Source organism: Mesorhizobium terrae (genome assembly GCF_008727715.1).
GTDB lineage: Bacteria > Pseudomonadota > Alphaproteobacteria > Rhizobiales > Rhizobiaceae > Mesorhizobium > Mesorhizobium terrae.
In genome coordinates, this window is the sequence record NZ_CP044218.1 from 2,861,785 (window position 1) to 2,880,053 (window position 18,269).

12 protein-coding genes are annotated in these 18,269 nt (G+C 64.6%); 5 read left to right on the plus strand and 7 right to left on the minus strand.

Annotation, left to right across the window (positions count from 1 at the left end):
- Window positions 1–18: 18 nt before the first annotated feature.
- Window positions 19–1,230, minus strand: a complete 1,212-nt coding sequence (locus FZF13_RS15140; protein ID WP_024926875.1) for an MFS transporter — start codon at window positions 1,228–1,230, stop codon at window positions 19–21.
- A gap of 33 nt (window positions 1,231–1,263) precedes the next feature.
- Here FZF13_RS15140 and FZF13_RS29510 point away from each other — a divergent pair, with 33 nt between their 5' ends.
- Window positions 1,264–1,872 (plus strand): endonuclease domain-containing protein, encoded by a 609-nt coding sequence (locus FZF13_RS29510; protein ID WP_343039669.1) that lies wholly within the window; start codon window positions 1,264–1,266, stop codon window positions 1,870–1,872.
- A 112-nt stretch (window positions 1,873–1,984) separates the two neighbouring features.
- Here FZF13_RS29510 and FZF13_RS15150 read toward each other — a convergent pair whose 3' ends face one another.
- The 3 genes from FZF13_RS15150 to FZF13_RS15160 are packed head-to-tail and all read right to left on the minus strand — an operon-like array spanning window position 1,985 to window position 4,544.
- Window positions 1,985–2,620, minus strand: coding sequence for a LysE family translocator (locus tag FZF13_RS15150; RefSeq protein ID WP_024925854.1), 636 nt, complete (start codon window positions 2,618–2,620; stop codon window positions 1,985–1,987).
- Between the two features lie 55 nt (window positions 2,621–2,675).
- Entirely contained in the window at window positions 2,676–3,458 is a 783-nt protein-coding gene (locus tag FZF13_RS15155; RefSeq protein WP_024925853.1) for a PhzF family phenazine biosynthesis protein, read from the minus strand.
- Between the two features lie 33 nt (window positions 3,459–3,491).
- A complete protein-coding gene (locus tag FZF13_RS15160; RefSeq protein WP_024925852.1) occupies window positions 3,492–4,544 on the minus strand; it encodes a threonine aldolase family protein in 1,053 nt (350 codons plus the stop codon).
- Window positions 4,545–5,057: 513 nt separating this feature from the next.
- Here FZF13_RS15160 and gltB point away from each other — a divergent pair.
- Window positions 5,058–9,812 (plus strand): glutamate synthase large subunit, encoded by a 4,755-nt coding sequence (gltB, locus tag FZF13_RS15165; RefSeq protein ID WP_024925851.1) that lies wholly within the window; start codon window positions 5,058–5,060, stop codon window positions 9,810–9,812.
- A gap of 146 nt (window positions 9,813–9,958) precedes the next feature.
- Window positions 9,959–11,413: a glutamate synthase subunit beta gene (locus tag FZF13_RS15170; RefSeq protein WP_024925850.1), complete on the plus strand. Its 1,455-nt coding sequence runs from the start codon at window positions 9,959–9,961 to the stop codon at window positions 11,411–11,413.
- Between the two features lie 73 nt (window positions 11,414–11,486).
- Here FZF13_RS15170 and FZF13_RS15175 read toward each other — a convergent pair whose 3' ends face one another.
- Together FZF13_RS15175 and FZF13_RS15180 are read right to left on the minus strand one after the other, a co-directional pair.
- Window positions 11,487–12,707: an SGNH/GDSL hydrolase family protein gene (locus FZF13_RS15175; RefSeq protein WP_024925849.1), complete on the minus strand. Its 1,221-nt coding sequence runs from the start codon at window positions 12,705–12,707 to the stop codon at window positions 11,487–11,489.
- Between the two features lie 26 nt (window positions 12,708–12,733).
- Window positions 12,734–13,957: a lytic murein transglycosylase gene (locus FZF13_RS15180; protein ID WP_024925848.1), complete on the minus strand. Its 1,224-nt coding sequence runs from the start codon at window positions 13,955–13,957 to the stop codon at window positions 12,734–12,736.
- Window positions 13,958–14,181: 224 nt separating this feature from the next.
- On the opposite strand from FZF13_RS15180, the gene galU reads away from it, so the two are divergent.
- Entirely contained in the window at window positions 14,182–15,087 is a 906-nt protein-coding gene (gene galU / locus FZF13_RS15185; protein WP_024925847.1) for a UTP--glucose-1-phosphate uridylyltransferase GalU, read from the plus strand.
- A gap of 88 nt (window positions 15,088–15,175) precedes the next feature.
- Here galU and FZF13_RS15190 read toward each other — a convergent pair whose 3' ends face one another.
- Window positions 15,176–17,056, minus strand: a complete 1,881-nt coding sequence (locus FZF13_RS15190; protein WP_024925846.1) for an outer membrane beta-barrel protein — start codon at window positions 17,054–17,056, stop codon at window positions 15,176–15,178.
- Between the two features lie 147 nt (window positions 17,057–17,203).
- On the opposite strand from FZF13_RS15190, the gene FZF13_RS15195 reads away from it, so the two are divergent.
- The gene (locus tag FZF13_RS15195) at window positions 17,204–18,205 is read left to right on the plus strand and encodes a KpsF/GutQ family sugar-phosphate isomerase (protein ID WP_024925845.1); all 1,002 of its coding nucleotides are present in this window, start codon (window positions 17,204–17,206) and stop codon (window positions 18,203–18,205) included.
- Window positions 18,206–18,269: the final 64 nt, after the last annotated feature.

Below are 18,269 nucleotides of genomic sequence, written 5' to 3' on the forward strand. Positions count from 1 at the left end.
TTGTTTGTCGTGTCCCGATCAGCGCCTGTTCCCGCCGTCGCCTTTCAGCGCGATGGCCGCGCAGATGATGGCGAGGACCGCAAGGCCGCTCGCGGCGGCAAGATAGGCCTCCTGATAGCCGAAGGCCTCAATCAGCGGTTGGCTGGCGAAGGGCGAGGTGAAATGGCCGATGAACATCGAGGCCGTGACCATGCCGGCCAGCCTGCCGCGCGTGGTGGGACTGGTCAGCGCGATGATGGCCGATATCAGGTTGGGAATGGTGAGGCCGAGGCCTGCTCCAGCGACGGCCATGGCGAAAAGCACCGAGGTCATCGTCGTCGAGAACGAGATGAGCACGAACCCTAGCGTCATCAGGCAAAGGCCAATGACGAAGATCGTCGAAACGGACAATCTCGAGCGCAGGCGGCCATAGGCGAGGGCCGATCCAGCCATCACCAGATTGTGCAGCCCCAGCGTGAAGCCGGCGCTGCTGGCGGCGCCGATGCCGACCGCGCGCATGTAGAACGGTAGCTGCGAGGGGATGAAATAGAAGATCATGTTGACGAGGAAGGCGAGCAGACAGAGCGCCGCGACCGGCAGCCACCGGATCGCGTTTTCGCCGGTCGGTGCAGGCGCCTGGGTGACGCGGACGGCGCGCGTGGGCTCGGTCAGGAAAGCGACGACCGCGGGGATAATGGCGAAGGCCACGGCATAGACGGCGAAGGGGGCGCGCCAGTGATAGTCGGCGAGGAGCCCGCCTGCGGCGACGAAGGCGACGCCGCCAATGCCGGTGAAAGCCTGCTGCAGCCCGAGATAGCGTTCGCGTTCGGCGCCGCTGAAATAATCGCCGACGAGCGCCGTGGCCAGCGTCATGATACCGCCAATGGCCACGCCAAGTGCCGCGCGGCCGACCAGCAGCGACATCAGACTGTCGGCGAACAGGCCCGAAATGCCGGCGAGCCCATAAAGCAGGATCGAGCCGACCAGCAGCCTTAGCCGCCCGTAACGGTCGGCGAGGCCGCCGATGAGCGGCGCGCAGAAGGCGACGAACAGCGCCGGCAGGGTCAGCATCATGCGGCTGAGCAGCTTGACGCCGTCGACCCGGGCAAAGGCCGTCTCGATTGCCGGCAGCGCGGGCGAGATCGTCGTGCCGGCCATGATGGTCAAGGTCGCGACGAGCAGAAGGGACGCCTTGCGGCCAATTCCCGGTCGTGTCGCACTGGCGGGAAATGCTGTTTCTGCCCATGTCATATTGTCGTCTCCTTGCTGCGGACCGCTCCGGCAATGCCCGGCGGCGCGGCCCCATCCTTGAATTGCGATTGTCCTGGAAGCCGCCTGACGGCGGTCCGGATCGACCGTTTCGCGGTTCTACAAGTTCAAGTTAACTTGAAGTCAAGTGGGCTGAAGACGGAATTTTGGCGCCGGCGCCCCTATCTCCCCCCTTGCGGGGGAGAAAGCGATTTCAGCATCTTAGCGAGCACGCCCGCAGGGCGGCACAGTCTAAGTGCTAGAAATCGCAAGAGAGGGGATTTGTCGGCAATGCGTCAACCGGTCAGACCGTCACATCGTGGCTTTGCCCGCTCTATGCGCGCCCACGCGACCAAGGCCGAGACCATGCTTTGGCAGGCTTTGCGCAACCGCCAACTCAACGGCTTGAAGTTCAAGCGACAGGTTCCGCTCGACGGCTTTATTCTCGACTTCGTCTGTTTCGAGGCGCGGCTGATCATCGAGGTTGACGGCAGTCAGCATGCAGATTCGCAAGGTGATGTTGTTCGCGATCGCCATTTCGAAGCGCACAGCTTCCGCATCCTGCGTTTCTGGAACGAGGAGGTGGAGAGGAATCTCGACGCGGTCTGCGAGGCGATCCTGCAGGAAACCAAAGGTCGCGGCTGAATATCCCCTCTCTTGCGATTTCTAGCACTTAGACTGCGCCGCCCTGCAGGCGTGCTCGCTAAGATGCTGAAATCGCTTTCTCCCCCGCAAGGGGGGAGATAGGTCGCTTCCCTCACGTCCTCTGCAGGGCCAAATGCGCGCCGAGCCCGACCAATAGCGTGCCGCCGGCGCGGCGCATCAGGCGCTGGGCGCCGCTCGAGCGCTTGAGCCGGGCGACAAGCACGCCCGCCAGCATCACGCAGACCAAGTCCGCCGACGAGAAGATCAGGTTGACGATCGTTCCCAGGATCAGGAACTGAGCCCAGACCGGCAGGCCGGCGGAGGCGTCGATGAACTGCGGCAGGAAGGCCAGGAAGAACAGTGCGGTCTTGGGATTGAGCACTTCGACGGTGATGCTCTCCAGGAAGGCGCGTCGGCCGGATTTTGCTTCCAGCGCGGGCAGCGCGGCATCGCCGCCTTCCGCCTTGGCGCGGAGCATCGAAATGCCCAGCCAGACCAGATAGGCGGCGCCTGCGAGCTTCACCACCAGATAGAGCACCGGCACGGCATGGAAGAGTACCGAGAGGCCGGCGGCCGCGGCCATGACGTGGACATAGCAGCCGAGATGGATGCCCAGCGTCGCCATCAGTCCAGACCAGCGGCCACGCGCAATCGTCTGCGCCGCGGCATAGAGCATGGCAGGCCCCGGAATGTAGGCGAAGATCGCCGTGGTGACGAAGAAGGCGATCAGCAGCTCGGTCGATGGCATGGTCTTTACCCATATCGTTGGCAGAGGCGGCCGCGCCGGAACGGGCGCGCCGGCATCAGGATAGGTGGATTTCCGCTTCCATGAAAGTCACGGCCTTGCCGGTGATTAGCACCCGTTCGCCGGCAAGCTCGCACAAAAGATGTCCGCCGCGCGCCGAGGCCTGAAATGCCGACAGCCGGTTCTTGCCAAGCTTGTCCGCCCAATGGGGAACAAGCGTGGCGTGGATCGAACCTGTCACCGGGTCTTCCGGAATGCCGGCGCCGGGCGCGAAATAACGCGAGACGAAATCGTGGGCCTGGCCCTTCGCGGTGATCACAAGGCCCTGCGCGCCCAGTTTAGCGATGTTCGGTAAATCCGGAACGAAGGCGCGCACCGCCGCTTCGTCCGGCAGTTCGGCGAAGACGTTCTCGAAATTGCGGAAAATCGCGCGGGCGACACCTTCGAGCGGCCCGGCAATCGTCGCCGGCAATTCGTGCAGTGTTTCGGGGGCGAAGCATGGCAGGTCGAGCTGATAACCGCCTTCGACTGGCGCGACGCGCAACTCGCCGACACGGGTCGAAAACGCCATGATGCCGGTGACGCCAAGATGGGCCGCCAGCACATGCGCCGTCGCCAGCGTTGCATGACCGCAGAAGTCGACCTCGTGGACCGGCGTGAACCAGCGCAGGTCCCAGCCCTTGCCGTTGGGGCGGGCGAAGGCTGTTTCGGCGAGATTGTTCTCGGCCGCGATCGACTGCATGACGGCATCGGCCAGCCAGTCGTCGAGAACAAGCACTGCGGCGGGGTTGCCACCGAAAATCCTGTCCGAGAATGCATCGACCTGAAACATCGCGGTCATCGCGGCTACTCCCGTGCCTTTCAGGAAGATCGCTCAGGCCTTGAGCAGGTCGGCGAAGCGATCGACGTCCTTTTCGGTGGTGGCGAAGCTGGTCACGAAACGGTAGAGCCCTTCGTTCTCGCCGATATGGCCGTCGAAGCCATGCGGCTTGTGCCAATCGTAGAAAGCGGCGCCCGCCGCCTTCAGTTTCTCGACTTTCTTCCTGTCGATGACGGCGAACACCTCGTTGGCCTGCGGCAGCCAGGCCAACCTGGAGCTCGATGCATCCTCCAGCGCGGCGGCCAGGCGCGCCGCCATGGCGTTGGCGTGGCGGGCCACTTCCAGCCACAGATCGTCCTTGAAATAGGCTTCGAACTGGGCGGCGATGAAACGCGACTTGGAGAAGAGCTGGGCGGCGCGCTTGCGCAGGAAGGCGAGTTCCTCGGCGCGGTCGAGATCGAACAGCACGATCGCCTCGGCGCACCAGCAGCCATTCTTGGTACCGCCGAAGGAGAGGATGTCGACGCCGCGTTTCCAGGTCATATCGGCCGGCGTTGCCTCCAGCGAGACCAGCGCGTTGGCGAAGCGGGCGCCGTCCATGTGCAATGGCAGGCGGTATTTTTTGGCGATCCTGGAAATGGCGTCGATGTCGTCGAGGCCGTGCACAGTGCCGGTCTCGGTCGCCTGGGTGATCGACACGGCCATCGGCCGGCCAGCATGCACATTGTCGACGGCGAAGCGGGCGACTGCCCTTTCGAGGTTCTTTGGCTCCATGCGGCCGAGCGCGCCGTCCACCGGATGCAGGCGCGCGCCGCCGCTGAGATATTCGGCTGCGCCGCACTCGTCCTCGATGAGGTGGGCTTCCCGGTGGCAGAAGGCGATGCCGCCAGATTTGTTGTAGGCGGTCAGCGAAAGCACGTTGGCGGCGGTGCCGGTAGCCACGAAGAAGACCGCTACCTCGCGCTCGAAGATTTCGCTGAAGCGCTGCGTCACGGCCCGGTCGATCTCGCTGTCGCCATAGGCGGTGGCGAAGCCGCTGTTGTGCGCGCCGAGCGCGGCATTGATGCGGGGATGGGCGCCAGCCCAGTTGTCGGAGGCAAAAAACATGCTGTAGCCCGTCTTTCCTGGGAATTAGAGCGAGACGAGGCCGGGTCGATGCATTCCGATCGCACCTCGCCTCGGGGAAGGCGCGAACCATGATCGCATTCCGCTTGTGTCCGCAAGGCCCAGCACTGTCCTGATGTTTGGAGCCAGAGGCTGGACGTGCTACCGAGCCACAAAGTTTCGATGTCGGGCAGTCTGAGGTAATTTTCTTTCGTCAAATGACCGTGAATTTTCCGAATCGGTCTTGAATGGCGTCGGGAATTCTGCCATAGAAATTTAGGACAGTATTGCTGTCTTATTTACCGATACCAACCAGGCTGGATTGGCGTATGATCGACGCCGGTCCGGCTGCCGCCGCGATCGGCGAGCGATGACAGGCCGGAACCCGGCCGGACAGTGCCCGGTCCAGGGCATGTTCGCCAGGATTTCGCGACAGGTGCGAGAATTATGAACGGGAAGCGCCAAGCTTCCCTTGGAGAAGAGGCGCCCAAAAGGCGCAGAACGGAGGACAGGACGATGACGGAAGCGACGCTATCTGTGACGACGGATTTTGCACCGGTTGCACAGACGAAAGCGGCCACCGTCAAAACCGCCCTGCGAACCACCACTACCCCGACTACGGGGCTCTTCGATCGATCGCCTTCGGCTCAAGGCATGTACGATCCGCGCAACGAGCATGATGCCTGCGGTGTCGGCTTCATCGCGCAGATGAAGGGCGTGAAGTCGCACCAGATCGTCAAGGACGGCCTGTTCATGCTGGAAAACCTGACCCATCGCGGCGCGGTGGGTGCGGACCCGCTGATGGGCGACGGCGCCGGCGTGCTGGTGCAGATCCCCGACAGGTTCTTCCGCGAGGAGATGGCCAAGCAGGACATCGAGCTGCCGCCGGTCGGCCAATATGGCGTCGGCCACTGGTTCATGCCGCGCGATCCCGAGCTGCGCGCGCATGTCGACGAGATCATCCGCGACTCAGCGCAGTCGGAAGGCCTGCCGCTGATCGGTTTTCGCGATGTGCCGGTCGACAACTCCTCTTTGTCGAAGGCGCCCGATATCGCGGCTGCCGAACCGTACCACCGCCAGGTCTTCATCGGACGCACGCCGGATATCGACAATGACGAGGAATACGAGGCACGCCTCTATCTCCTGCGCAAGGTCATCTCCGGCCGCATCTATGCCGAGAACAACAACAAGGACATCGGCTCCTACTGCGTCTCGCTGTCGGCGCGCACCATCGTCTACAAGGGCATGTTCCTGGCCTACCAGGTCGGCGCCTATTACAAGGACCTGTCCGACCCGCGTTTCGAGACGGCGCTGATCCTCGTCCACCAGCGCTTCTCCACCAACACCTTCCCGTCGTGGAAGCTGGCGCATCCCTACCGCATGGTCGCCCACAATGGCGAAATCAACACGGTGCGCGGCAACAACAACTGGATGGCGGCGCGCCAGGCCTCGGTCGACAGCGAGCTGTTCGGCAACAACATCTCGAAGCTGTGGCCGATTTCCTATGAAGGACAGTCGGACACGGCCTGCTTCGACAACGCGCTCGAGTTCCTGTTCCAGGGCGGCTACTCGCTTGCCCATTCGATGATGATGCTGATCCCGGAAGCCTGGGCCGGCAACAAGTCGATGGATGCCGACCGCAAGGCCTTCTACGAATATCACGCCGCCCTGATGGAACCGTGGGACGGGCCGGCCGCCGTCTGCTTCACCGACGGGCGCCAGATTGGCGCCACGCTCGACCGCAACGGCCTGCGTCCGGCCCGCTACATCGTCACCGACGACGACCGCGTCATCCTGGCTTCGGAAGCCGGCGTGCTGCCGGTTGAGGAAAAGAGCATTGTCCGGAAGTGGCGCCTGCAGCCGGGCAAAATGCTGCTCATCGACCTGGTCGAGGGTCGCATCATCTCCGACGAGGACATCAAGAAGGAGATCGCCGCGCAGCATCCCTACAAGGATTGGCTGAAGCGCACCCAGCTCGTGCTGGAAGACCTGAACCCGGTGGAGCCGCGCGCGCTGCGCAAGGATGTCACCTTGCTCGACCGCCAGCAGGCGTTCGGCTACAGCCAGGAAGACCTGAAGCTTTTGATGGCGCCGATGGCCGTCACCGGCCAGGAAGCCGTCGGCTCGATGGGCACCGACACGCCGATTTCGGCGATGTCGGACAAGTCGAAGCTGCTCTACACCTATTTCAAGCAGAACTTCGCCCAGGTCACCAACCCGCCGATCGACCCGATCCGCGAGGAACTGGTGATGAGCCTGGTCTCCTTCATCGGGCCGCGGCCTAACATTTTCGACCTCGTCGGCACCTCGCGCAAGAAGCGGCTGGAAGTGCGCCAGCCGATCCTGACCAATGGCGATCTGGAGAAGATCCGCTCCATCGGCCACACCGAGGATCGTTTCGACACCAAGACCATCGACATCACCTACGCGGTCGCCGAAGGCGTGTCGGGCATGGCGGGCGCGGTCGAGCGCCTGTGTGACCGTGCCGAGGCGGCGGTTGCCGGCGGTTACAACATCATCATCCTGTCCGATCGCCAGATCGGCCCGGACCGCATCGCCATCCCGGCGCTTCTGGCCACGGCCTCGGTGCACCATCACCTGATCCGCAAGGGCCTGCGCACGTCGGTCGGCCTCGTCGTGGAATCGGGCGAGCCGCGCGAAGTGCACCATTTCTGCTGCCTTGCCGGCTTTGGCGCCGAGGCGATCAACCCCTATCTCGCTTTCGACACGCTGCTCGACATGCACAGGAAGGGCGAGCTGCCGGAAGAGGTCGACGCCTACGAAGTGGTCTCGCGCTACATCAAGTCGCTCGGCAAGGGCGTGCTCAAGGTCATGTCCAAGATGGGCATCTCGACCTACCAGTCCTATTGCGGGGCGCAGATCTTCGACGCGGTCGGGCTGAAGAGCGAGTTCATCGAGAAGTACTTCACCGGCACTGCCACCCTCATCGAGGGCGTCGGGCTGGACGAAGTCTCGGCTGAAACGGTCGAGCGGCACGGCGATGCCTTCGGCGACGATCCGGTGCTGCGCAACAGCCTGCAGGTTGGCGGCGAATATATGTACCGCATGCGCGGCGAAGCCCATATGTGGACGCCCGACGCGGTCGCCACGCTGCAGCACGCCGTGCGCAAGGGGTCGTGGTCGACCTTCAAGGAGTTCTCGGCCCAGATCGACAGCGAAGCGGCGCGCGCCCAGCAGATTCGCGGCCTGTTCCGCATCAGAAAGGCCGAAGAGACCGGCCGCAAGAAGGTTGCGCTGGACGAGGTGATGACGGCGGCAGAGATCGTCAAGCGCTTCTCCACCGGCGCGATGTCCTTCGGCTCAATCTCCAGGGAGGCGCACACCACGCTGGCGGTCGCCATGAACACCATCGGCGGCAAGTCGAACACCGGCGAGGGTGGCGAGGAGCCGGACCGCTACCTGCCGCTTCCGGGCGGCGGCCGCAATCTGGAGCGCTCCGCCATCAAGCAGGTGGCATCGGGCCGCTTCGGGGTGAGCGCGGAATATCTCGTCAACTCCGACATGATGCAGATCAAGGTGGCGCAGGGTGCCAAGCCCGGCGAGGGCGGCCAGCTGCCCGGCCATAAGGTCGACGCGACGATCGCCAAGGTGCGCCATTCGACGCAAGGCGTCGGCCTGATCTCGCCGCCGCCGCACCATGACATCTATTCGATCGAAGATCTGGCGCAGCTGATCTACGATCTGAAGAACGTCAACCCGGCCGCCGACGTGTCGGTCAAGCTGGTGTCGGAAGTTGGCGTCGGCACGGTCGCGGCGGGTGTCGCCAAGGCACGCGCCGACCACATCACCATCTCCGGTTATGACGGCGGCACCGGCGCATCTCCGCTCACCTCGCTGAAGCATGCCGGCAGCCCTTGGGAAATGGGTCTTGCCGAAACGCACCAGACGCTGGTGCTGAACGGGCTGCGTTCCCGCGTGGCGTTGCAGGTCGACGGCGGCCTGCGCACCGGTCGCGACGTCATCATCGGCGCGTTGCTCGGTGCCGACGAGTTCGGCTTCTCGACCGCGCCGCTGATCGCGGCCGGCTGCATCATGATGCGCAAGTGCCATCTCAACACCTGCCCGGTCGGCGTCGCCACCCAGGACCCGGTTTTGAGGAAGCGCTTCAAGGGCACGCCCGAGCACGTCATCAACTACTTCTTCTACGTGGCGGAAGAGGTGCGCGAGCTTTTGGCCGAAATGGGATACACTCATCTCGACCAGATCATCGGTGACACCGACCTCCTCGAAAAGCGCGAGCTGATCGATCACTGGAAGGCGCGTGGGCTCGACTTCTCGAAAATGTTCTACAAGCCCGAGGCGCCGCGCGAGGCCGTGCACTGGACCGAGCGCCAGAAGCATCCGATCGACGACGTGCTCGACCGCCAGATGATCGAACAGGCCAAGCCCGCTCTCGAAGCGCGCCAGCCGGTCGAGATCGCGCTGCCGATCCGCAACGTCGACCGCTCGGCCGGCGCCATGCTGTCGGGCGAGGTCGCCAAGCGCTTCCGCCACAAGGGGCTGCGCGAGGACACCATCAAGGTGACGTTGACCGGCACCGCCGGCCAGTCCTTCGGCGCCTTCCTGGCGCGCGGCATTTCGTTCGATCTGATCGGCGCCGGCAACGACTATGTCGCCAAGGGCCTGTCGGGCGGACGCATCGTCATCCGCCCGCCGGATGATGCCAGGATCGTCGCCGAGGATTCGATCATCGTCGGCAACACCGTGCTCTACGGGGCCATCGAAGGCGAGTGCTACTTCCGCGGTGTCGCCGGCGAACGTTTCGCGGTGCGCAACTCCGGCGCGGTCACGGTCGTCGAGGGTGTCGGCGACCACGGCTGCGAATACATGACCGGCGGTGTCGTTGTCGTCATCGGCAAAACCGGGCGTAACTTCGCCGCCGGCATGTCCGGCGGCGTCGCCTATGTGCTGGACGAGGAGGGCGATTTCGCGCTCCGCTGCAACATGGCCATGGTCGAGCTGGAGCCGGTTCCCGAAGAGGACGACCTGATGGAAAAACTGCTCCATCACGGCGGCGACATCGACCACAAGGGCCGCGTCGACGTATCGGGCGACATGACCAGCCACGACGAGGAGCGCCTCTACCAGCTGATCTCGAACCATGTGCATTACACCGGTTCGACGCGGGGCAAGGAGATCCTCGACAATTGGGCGACCTTCCGGCCGAAATTCCGGAAAGTCATGCCGGTCGAATATCGCCGCGCGCTGCAGGAGATGGAGCGCGCCCGCATGAGCGTGGCGGCCGAATAGGCAATTGGTCGGCCGGGAGGCAATCGCTTCCCGGCGCCCATCACCACCCAGCCAATCAATGACCCGATCCCGCGGTTGCGCTCGCGACCGGATGAGGATAACGGGTGCGGCGGTAACCCCGCCACGTGCTCTACAGGAACCGAGACATGGGCAAGGTAACAGGTTTTCTCGAGATCGACCGGCAGGTGCACAAGTACCAGCCGGCATCCGATCGTATCCGGCATTTTCGCGAATTCACGCTGCCGATGTCGCAGCCGGAAGTCGAGAAGCAAGCCGCGCGCTGCATGGATTGCGGCATTCCCTTCTGCCACGGCCCGACGGGCTGTCCGATCCACAACCAGATCCCGGACTGGAACGATCTCGTCTACAATGGCGACTGGGACGCGGCGATCCGCAACCTGCACTCGACCAACAATTTTCCGGAATTCACCGGCCGCATCTGCCCGGCGCCCTGCGAGGAAGCCTGCACGCTGAACCTCGAGGACATCCCGGTCGCGATCAAGACGGTTGAACAGGCACTGGCCGACAAGGCCTATGAGACCGGTTATGTCCGTCCCTATCCGCCGGAGAAGAAGACCGGCAAGAAGGTCGCCATCATCGGCTCGGGTCCCGCCGGCATGGCGGCGGCCCAGCAGCTTGGCCGCGCCGGCCATGACGTGCATGTCTATGAGCGCGAGAGCCGCCCCGGCGGCCTGCTGCGCTTCGGCATTCCCGACTTCAAGATGGAAAAGCACTATATCGACCGCCGCGTCGAACAGATGGCGGGCGAAGGCGTGACCTTCCATTGCGGCGTCAATGTCGGCGTCGACAAGAAGGTGGAGGAGTTGCTCGCCGAGTTCGACGCCGTGCTTTATTGCGGCGGTTCGGAAACGCCGCGTCCTGCCGGCATTCCGGGCGACGATCTCGAGGGCGTGCATGACGCGATGCCCTATCTCGTCCAGCAGAACAAGCGCGTCGGCGGCGAGGACATCCAGTCGGTTGCCTGGCAGTCAGAGCCGATCACGGCCGGTGGCCAGCATGTCGTGGTGGTCGGTGGTGGCGACACCGCTTCCGACTGTGTCGGCACCGCCTTCCGCCAGGGCGCGGTGCGCGTCACCCAGCTCGACATCCGCCCGCAGCCGCCGGAGAAGGAAGACAAGCTCGCCGTATGGCCCTACTGGGCGACCAAGATGCGCACGTCCTCGTCGCAGGCCGAAGGCGCTGAACGCGAGTTCCAGGTGGCGACGTTGGAGTTCATCGGCGAGGAAGGCCAGCTCACCGGCGTGAAATGCTGCGAAGTGGACGAGAAGCGCAAGCCGATCCCGGGTTCGGAATTCGTCATCCGCGCCGATCTCGCCTTCATCGCCATCGGCTTCGCCGGACCGATCGACGGCGCGGTGACCGCTGAACTGGATGGCAAGCTCGACATCGCCACCGACGCACGGCGCTCCAGGAATGTCGCCGCCAACGACAGCGACTACCGCACCAGTGTTGACCGGCTTTATGCCGCCGGCGACATCCGCCGCGGCCAGTCGCTGGTGGTCTGGGCGATCCGCGAGGGTCGCCAGGCAGCGCGCGCCATTGATGAGGCGCTGACCGGTTCGAGCGTTCTGCCGCGCTGACGCGGCCTGGCGCCGGGGCCTTTCAAGGAAATCCGGCGCTTCGTTCTCCCCTTTATCGTAGAGGCTTGTCCGCTTAGGGCCGCAAGGCGCCGGTCTTGTCCGGTGCAGCGGCCGGCTGCGATTTTGGCGACAGCGAGAAGTCGTCCGCCCGGCCGGGCGAAGCGGGCGGCGCGATACCCTGCACCGCCAGTTTTTCGCCGGGAAGCACCAAGGCGGGTTTCGCGGGCGGTGTCGCACCCAAAAGCTCCGAGCCGCCGTCGAGCGCCGGGTCGCCGAGCGCCATCGGCTCGGTGCGGTCGATCGGGATCGGTGCCGCCGCCGGCGGCATCAGCATGCCCGGCGGTGAAGGACTGGCCGGCAGCGCGGCGGGTGCGGCACCGAGCAGCCCTGAAAGCCCGAGGATCTTCAGGAGCGGCTTTTCGGCATAGAAGGCCACCTTGCGCTTGCCGCCGCGCGTCAGGTTGATGCCGTCGTCGCCACGCAGGCGGGCCGGCTGGCCGTTGACGTCGGGACCAGTCGAAACGAAGGCGCCGTTCTCGTCGACGAAGCCGTCCCATATGTCGACGAACTCGCCGTTATAGGCTTCGGCGGCAGCGCGGTAGATGCCGTTGAAGGCCAGCATGTCGGCGGTCATCTTCGAAGGCTTGAAGGCCGGCATGCCGACCCACAGATAGGGCACCTTCGTGCCGGCCAGCGCCTTGGCCAGCGCCTGGGTGCGCAATTCGTAGGCCTTGGTCCACACTTCCGAACGCGGGGTTTCGCGCTCGTCGCCCACCTTCATCTGCTGGCGGTCGTTGGAACCCATCATGACGATGACGGCGGCGGGCTTCTCCGCCGCCACCAGTGCGGCGATCTCCTGCGGCCAATTGTAGACGTCGTCGCGCACGAAGCCGGACGAGCCCTTGGCGCGGTCGACGACCTTGATGGCCGGATTGTTGGCGAAGAACTCGTTCAGCCCTTCGGCAAGGCCGCTGGCCAGGAAGTCGCCAACCACCAGGATGACGCGGGCGTCGGTCGTCTTCTCGACGGCGGTGACCGGCGGCTCGACGGGCTTGCGCACGACCGGCTTCGGTTTGTGCTTCGGCTTCTGCGGCTGGCCGATCTGGCCGGGTGGCACCAGCCGCTCGCTACGGCGGGGAAAGAACAGGTCGCGCAGCGACCACGGCCGCGCCTCCGGGTCTTCCTGGGCGAAGGCCGGCGCCTGCCAGGCGGCGGCGATGCCGACGGCAAGGAAGCCGGCGGCCAGGAGCAGAACCGGCAGGCGGCGCAAAGGTGCCAAGAACCGCGATGCCAAGCTATGCGTCTCCGTTGCCTATGCGGTCATTTCCGCCGCAATACCTTCAGCACTTCCATGCTCGGATGGCCGTCCGGGGTCAAGCCGGCGCTCGACTGATAGGCGGAGATGGCATCCTTGGAGGCCTGGCCGATCTTGCCGTCGAACTTGCCGTCGTAATAGCCGTGCTCGGCCAGGCGCTGCTGCAGTTCCTGTTTCTCGGCGAAGCTCAGTTTGGTGAAGGGCCGGCTCCAGTCGTTGACCAGCGCGCCGCGGCCGGCAATCTGGTCGGCCAGCAAGCCGACGGCGAAGGCGTATTTGTCGGCGTTGTTGTAGCGCTTGATCACCTGGAAATTCTTGATGATCAGGAAGGCGGGGCCTTCGCGGCCGCCCGGCAGCTTCAGTTCGGCGCGGTCGGTGCCGTTCTTGAACGGCTTGCCGCTGGCCCGGGTTACGCCCAGCGCCTGCCATTTCGACAGCGACATGGAGCCGCCCGGCACTTTTCCGTCGGGCAGGGTCACTTCGTAGCCCCAGGTCTTGCCCGACTGCCAGCCGTTCTTCTTGAGCAGGTTCGCGGCGGTGGCCAGCGCGTCCGGCACCGAGTTCCAGATGTCGCGCTTGCCGTTGCCGTCGAAATCCACGGCATAGGTCTGGTAGCTGGTCGGAATGAACTGGGTGTGGCCCATCGCGCCGGCCCAAGAGCCCTGCAGGTGGCTTTCGTCGATGTCGCCCGTCTGCAGGATCTTCAGCGCGGCGATCAGCTGGGTGCGGGCATATTTCGAGCGCTTCTGGTCGCCGTAGCCGAGGGTGGCCAGCGAGCGGATGACGTTGCGCATGACGTCGTCGCGCTTCAGCATCTCGCCATAGTTCGATTCCATCGACCAGATCGCGAGCAGGATGTAGCGGTCGACGCCGAAGCGGGCCTCGATCTTGTCCAGCCACGGCTTCCATTTGCGGGCCATCGCCTGGCCGTTGGAAATCGCCTGCTCATGCACGCGGTTGTCGAAATAATCCCAGGCCGGCGCCGTGAATTCGGGCTGGAAGCGCGCCTTCTGCAGCACTTCCGGGTCGGGGTCCTTGATGTCTCGGAATGCGGCGTCATAGACGGCGCCGGAAACGCCCGCCTGCACCGCGCTGGCGCGGAAGGACGCGACCCAATGACGGAAGCCGGCGTCGGCGAAAGCCGGGCCCGCCGGCAGAATAAGAGCAAGCGAAAGCGCCGCTGCCGAGATCATGCCGGCAAACTTTTTGGCGGCGGTGCGAATGGGCATCATGTCCTCCATTATCATCGCAGGAAGAGCATTCATGGCCGAACCCGGTTAGGATTTGGTTTACCATAGACCCGACGCGAGGCCAAAAGCAGTGCTGATATAATTTTTAATGATTTTTGACTGCAAAGCCCTAGTCTGGCAGCCTGTTCACTAGTCTTCAATTCCGGCATGGAAATGTCGTGAAGCAGGGATTGACCCTGTCATCCGCAATGGATCGTTGATTGATGAAAAGAGTACGCAAGGCAGTTTTCCCGGTCGCCGGCCTCGGCACGCGCTTCCTTCCCGCCACCAAGGCCATCCCGAAGGAGATGCTGACCGTCGTCGACAGACCGGTCATCCAATATGTCGTCGATGAGGCCCGCGAAGCCGGCATCGAACATTTTATTTTTGTCACCGGCCGCAACAAGGCGGTCATCGAGGATCATTTCGACGTCCAGTTCGAGCTCTATGACACGCTCGCCCAGCGCGGCAAGGACGAGGTGCTGTCGCGCCTGCAGCGCCTGCAGCCGGCGCCTGGACAGACCTCGTTCACCCGCCAGCAGGTGCCGCTCGGCCTTGGCCACGCGGTGTGGTGTGCGCGCGACCTGGTCGGCGACGAACCGTTCGCGCTTCTCTTGCCCGACATGATCATGCAGTCTGAAAAAAGCTGCATGAAGGACATGGTCGAGCTCTACGAGGAGACCGGCAACAACATCATCGCGGTGCAGGAGTGCGATCCGCAAGAGACGCACAAATACGGCATCGTCGGGCGTGGCGAGGACACCCACACCGGCTTCCGCATCACCGAAATGGTCGAGAAGCCGAAGAAGGGCACGGCGCCGTCCAATTTCTACATCAACGGCCGCTACATCCTGCAGCCGGAAATCTTCGGCATCCTGGAAAACCAGGAACGCGGCGCCGGCAACGAGATCCAGCTCACCGACGGCATGCTGAAGCTGAAGGACAAGCAATCCTTCTACGGCTATCACTACCAGGGCCGCACTTTCGATTGCGGCTCGCCCGAAGGTTTCATCGAGGCCAATGTCGCTTTCGCGCTCTGGCGCAAGGACGTGAACGGCAACATGGCGAGCGTCATCCGCACATTGCTCGACGAGTTCGAGAAGGCCGGCGTGAAGGCTTCGGTCGTCTGACCGCTTTCCACATCTTCGATCCCTGTCGAAACCGGTCGCCGCAAGGCGGCCGGTTTTGTTTCGGGCCTGCATTTGGTCTTGGGCAGCCTCAGCGCTGCAGCGTCAGCCCCAGATAGACGCTGTTGGTCTTCGAGGGGCGGCCCTCGACATTGCTGCTCAGCCGTTCGTGGCGGAGATACGAGGTGACGCCGAGATAGCGGTTGAGCCACCAGGTGGCGCCGACCTGGCCACTGTAGATCAGGTCGTGGTCGCTGGAGCCGATATAGTCGCGATAGGCGAGGCCAAGGGCGGCGTTGCCGGTCAGGTTGGCGCGCAGCTGGCGTTCGAAGGTGAGGCCGCTGGAATAGAGGATCGAGCCGCTCTGGCCAGGCGTGGTGGTGTCTTCCAGCGTGGTTTCGCCAGTCAGGCCGACGATGGTTCCGCGCACCGGCGACCAGCGCATATTGGCGGCAACGGTGGCGCCCGAAACCGGCTGCAAGCGGTTGTCCTGGAAGGCTTCGCGCATCCAGCCGGCCGAAACCTCGCCGCTCAACTTTTCGCCCATGTCGAGTTCGAGGCCGCCGCGCACGCCAAGCCGGTTGGACGAACGCTCGAAGCCGTTGAGGTCCGCGGTCTGGTCGAAGACGCGCCGGCCGACCTCAATTTCGGTGAAGGGGGTGAGGGCCGGCGAGATCTGGTAACCGCCGCGCAGGGTGGCGGTGTAGAGGGTGGAGTTGCGCGTCTCCTGCGACTGGATGGTGCCGTCGCCCAGGGTGGCGTCGCCAAAGACGTCGCGCTGGGCGGCACCTTTCAGCCCAAGCCGCAGCTTGCCGATGTTCTTCTGGATGGCGAGGCTGCCGTCGAACGTGTTGCGCTGCGGCTGCGTGATCGCGCCCGGCACGCCGGCTGGCGAGGTCGCGCCCTCAGGCGCCGTTTCGTAGCCCAGCTTGGCAATGGCGCGCCAATCATGGTCGAGGTCGACATTCAGCGTTCCCTCGATGCGGCCGCGCCGCTCCTTCACATCCTGGCCGGAGAAGCTCTTGCGGAAGGTGCCATAGCCGTCGATGACGGCCGAATTGGTCGCCCACTCGGACGTCGCGTTGAGACGCAGCGTGCTTTGCGAGATCGTTGCCGAGCGGCCGTTCGCGCTGGAATCGGCATTGGAGGTGGCCAGCACGCCCTGTCCCAGCGAAGGCCGCAGCGTGAAGGAACCGACCTTGATGCCGAGCGGTGCGTAAGGCGTGTCGTCCGGCCGCGCGCGGCCGCCCTCGATAGGGCCGGTGCGTTGGGCGCGGGGGTCGAGCGGTTGGCGATCGGCCAGATCGACGGTTCCCGTGCGCAGGTTACGGTCGACCTCGGCTTCCGCTCCGGCTGCCGCCGCGGTCGCCGTCGCGCCTGGCCGGCGAGGGGCATTGCGCCGCGCCGTCGCGCGGTTGTTTTGCCCGTTGTTCCGCGCGGTCGTCGCATCGTTGCGGTTGCGCTGTCCGGTCGTGTTGGCGCGGGCGGCATTGGCCGCGGGTGTCCTTGCCGAAGCGCCGGCCTGGCGCCGGTTGGTCGTCAGGGGCTGGTCGGCGAAGGGGTCCGCCGGAGCGGCTGCTGCCGCACCGTTGGCGCCGCCATTGTCGGCGGGCAACGCGTTGCCGGCGGCGTCGACATTGCCGGTGGCATCGGCGGGTGCCGCGTTGAGGTCCTGGGGCAGGGCGCCGCGGCTCGTTGGCCGGTAGGCCGGTTCGGCGATGCCGGCCGCAGGTGCTGCAGGCGCGGCCGCGCCGTTGAGCGGCTGGTTCTGCGCGACGCCCGGCTGGTTGGCGGGGGGCAGGGCACCCGGCTGGGCTTGCGGCGTGAACGGGTCGTTGACGGCGCCGCGCAGGTCGAGTTGCTGGGCAAAGGAGGGCTGCATCAAAAGCAATGGCAAAGCCGTCGCCGCCAGCAGCAAAGCGCCGGCGGCCGTCCTTTTCTGGCTGCTCTTGTCAGGCTGGGCCCGCGACATCGTCACCACACATTCGTGGCGCACCCCCGCGCCATGCTTACCGAACCGTAAATTGTGATGGTTAATGGAGTGTTAGGCCGGGGCCTGTTCACGGCCCTGGACGATTGAATTGGACAGATTGTGCATGAAGCGCTAAGCGCTTCGTCCATGCATGCTGCAAGCTTGAAGAGGAAGCGGGCGGACCGTCAGGCCGCGATCGCTTCGGCGCTCAGAACCGTAGCCACCGAACAGGCGGGATTGGCCGCGCTCAGCACGGCCCTTGAAGACGGCCTGGCCGAGCCGTTCGCGCAGGCTGTCGACGCGCTTTCGCGCATCACCGGCCGCGTTATCGTCACTGGCGTCGGCAAGAGCGGCCATATCGGCTCCAAGATCGCCGCGACGCTGGCTTCGACCGGCACGCCGGCTTTCTTTGTTCATCCCGTCGAGGCCAATCACGGCGATCTCGGCATGATCGCGCCGGACGATGCCATCATCGCGCTGTCGTGGTCGGGCGAGAGCTTGGAGCTCAAGGGCATCATCGACTATTCGCGGCGCTTTTCCATTCCGCTCATCGGCCTCACCGCCGGCGAGAAATCGGCGCTGGCGCGCGCCGCCGACGTGGTGCTGGCGCTGCCCAAGGCGCAGGAAGCCTGCCCGCACGGACTGGCACCGACCACCTCGACGCTTTTGCAGCTGGCGATGGGCGATGCACTCGCCATCGCGCTGCTTGAGGCGCGCGGCTTCACGCCGGACCATTTCCGCACCTTCCATCCCGGCGGCCAGCTCGGCGCCAATCTGACGCTGATCTCCGAGATCATGCGCACCGGCGACCAGATTCCGCTCGTTGCGCTCGGCACCAAGATGCCCGAGGCGGTGATGACGCTGGCGCAGAAGAAGGTCGGCTGTGTGTGCGTGGTCGACAGCGACGGCAAGCTGGCCGGCATCGTCACCGACGGTGACCTGGGTCGTAACCTGCACCGCAACCTCGCCGAGACCACGGTCGACAGCATCATGACCCGCTCGCCGAAGACGATCGAGCCGAGCTTGATGGCAGGCGCGGCGATCGCCTTGATCAACAAGCATAATATCGGTGCGCTGGTTGTGGTTGAAAACGGCGTGCCGGTGGGCCTCGTGCATTTCCACGATTTGCTGCGCATCGGCGCGGCCTGACCTTTTTTCATCGCGAAGCCAGTCCTTGAATGACCGCCGGCTTCGCGCCCGAGCGGGAGCAACG